Source organism: Fibrobacter sp. (assembly GCA_024398965.1).
Taxonomy (GTDB): domain Bacteria; phylum Fibrobacterota; class Fibrobacteria; order Fibrobacterales; family Fibrobacteraceae; genus Fibrobacter.
The window spans coordinates 1-2,111 of record JAKSIF010000118.1 but is presented as its reverse complement, the minus strand read 5'-3'; the positions used below and the strand labels follow the sequence as shown (position 1 = coordinate 2,111).

The 2,111-nt window shown below is 54.1% G+C and carries 2 protein-coding genes; both read left to right on the top strand.

Annotated elements, in window-relative coordinates:
* Positions 1-234: 234 nt before the first annotated feature.
* Positions 235-444, top strand: coding sequence for a helix-turn-helix transcriptional regulator (locus MJZ26_14960; protein MCQ2107077.1), 210 nt, complete (start codon positions 235-237; stop codon positions 442-444).
* Positions 445-454: 10 nt separating this feature from the next.
* Positions 455-1,714 carry a type II toxin-antitoxin system HipA family toxin gene (locus tag MJZ26_14955; protein MCQ2107076.1) on the top strand — a complete coding sequence of 420 codons (1,260 nt, stop codon included), beginning with the start codon at positions 455-457 and terminating at the stop codon, positions 1,712-1,714.
* The last annotated feature ends 397 nt before the right edge of the window (positions 1,715-2,111 follow it).

Here is a 2,111-nt window from a genome sequence, read left to right as displayed (position 1 = left end):
TCGGCGGGGACAGGCCCTCGCGGATGCCTGTGAAATAAGGGCTTCGGCTGGACTGTGCGTGGCTTGGGGGGGTGGCGGTCGGTTTGAGATGTTGTCCTTGCGATTTACCGAACGGGAACTTTCTTGGTGAGCTTATGTTGATACTGACGCGACTTTACCGAGAGGTAAATTTCGCTATTGCGTACCTCATCTGAATGTGATATTATACCGTTCGGTAAATTTGAGGGTAGAATTATGACTACGGCAGAAATCGGAGAGAAGGTAAGGGCGGAGCGGAAACGTCAGGGGCTTACTCAACCTGCATTGGCAATGGTTGCCGGAACGGGTTTGAGGTTCATTGTCGATCTGGAAGCAGGTAAGGCAACCTGTCAGATGGGCAAGGCCTTGCAGGTTCTGTCGGCTTTGGGAATGAACGTCGTCCTTTCCAATGGTTCTGTGGACTGAGGATATTCCCATGCAAGACACCATTGTCAAGTCGCTTGATGTCTGCTGGAATGGCAGGAGGGTCGGGAGCTACGATAAGTTCGCAAGCGGTTCCGAACAGTTTTGCTATGATCCGGTGTATCTTTCGGATTCCCATGCGGGGCCGATCTCACAATCCTTGCCGCTGAAAGCCGAGCCGTACAGCGGCCCCGAATTGCGGCCGTTCTTTGCTGGACTTTTGCCTGAGGAATCCCAGCGGAGCAGAATCGCAAGCTATCTCGGGATCGCGGAAACGGATGACTTTGCGTTCTTGGAGGCGTTGGGAGGGGAATGTGCGGGCGCGTTGACAATTCTTCCGCACGGGGTTGATCCCCGGCCCGTTGACAGTGGATTCACGCCCCTCTCAGATTCGGAACTGGTCTCGATTCTCGAGACCCTGCCGTTACGCCCCTTGCTTGTGGGAGAAGGTGAACTGCGACTTTCCCTTGCCGGAGCCCAAAGCAAGCTCCCTGTCGTTGTCAAGGACGGGCGAATCGGGCTTCCGGTCGGGCATGCGCCGAGCACGCACATCCTCAAGCCGGAACTGTCGGAATGGTTTCGTGGAATTGCCGCCAATGAACATTGCTGCATGACGCTTGCAAGGCACATCGGCCTGTCCGTTCCCGAAACGGAACTTCTTCGGATCGGAAGGCATCCCTGTCTTCTGATCAGGCGTTATGATCGCGAGGTCGATCCGCAGACGGGTACGGTCACGCGAGTACACCAGGAGGATTTCTGTCAGGCGTTGGGATATGCGCCTGAACGGAAATATCAGATGGACGGTGGACCGCTCATACGGGATGTCGTGAAGCTGTTGCGTTCGGGTTGGTCAACGTCGCCGGCGCGGGACATCCTGTCGTTTGTCGATCTCCTGATCTACAATGCGATCATCGGGAATGCCGATGCGCACGGCAAGAATTATTCCATGCTCTATCGTGGGGCTTCGCGGCGGCTGGCCCCCGGCTATGATCTTGTCTCTACGGTGTTCTGGCCGGCGCTCTCAAAATGCCCTGCCATGAAAATCGGCGGAACCGATTCCGTTGATTCGATTTGCTACGGGCATTGGAAGAAACTGGCATCGGAATTGAATCTCGGTTTTGCGCAATTGCTTCTCCGGATCAGGAATCTTTGCGACCAGGTGATGGCTGCGACGGCGGAATCGCTGTCCTTGCCCGATGAATGCCATGAGGTTCTTGATCTTGTTCAGAGCCGGGCACGAAAGCTCGTAGCATCGCTTGCGGTTTCCGCATAGGATATTCTTTCTACCTGCCGGTCTACATGACGCAGCTCCTGACCAATCGTTCGCTGCGGCGTTAATGCGCAGGGAGTTTTCGGAGATAGGCTCGGCGGGGACAGGCCCTCGCGGATGCCTGTAAAATAAGGGCTTCGGCTGGACTGCGCGTGGTTTGGCGGTTGACGGGCGATGGTAGGCCTGTGCTTGTTTTGCTGGAAAGTCGGTGGGGGCGTTTGGAAAGGTGGGTTGTTTTCACCTGATTTGATTTAGTGTAAATAGGTGAAACTTATTTTAGGTTGTAGATCTTTCACCTATTCTAATGGATTTCAAATAGGTGAAATTTCAGTATTGCGCATTTCGGACTATTTTTGGTATGATACACGCAGATAGGAGGTATGTAGATGTTTTATGGACG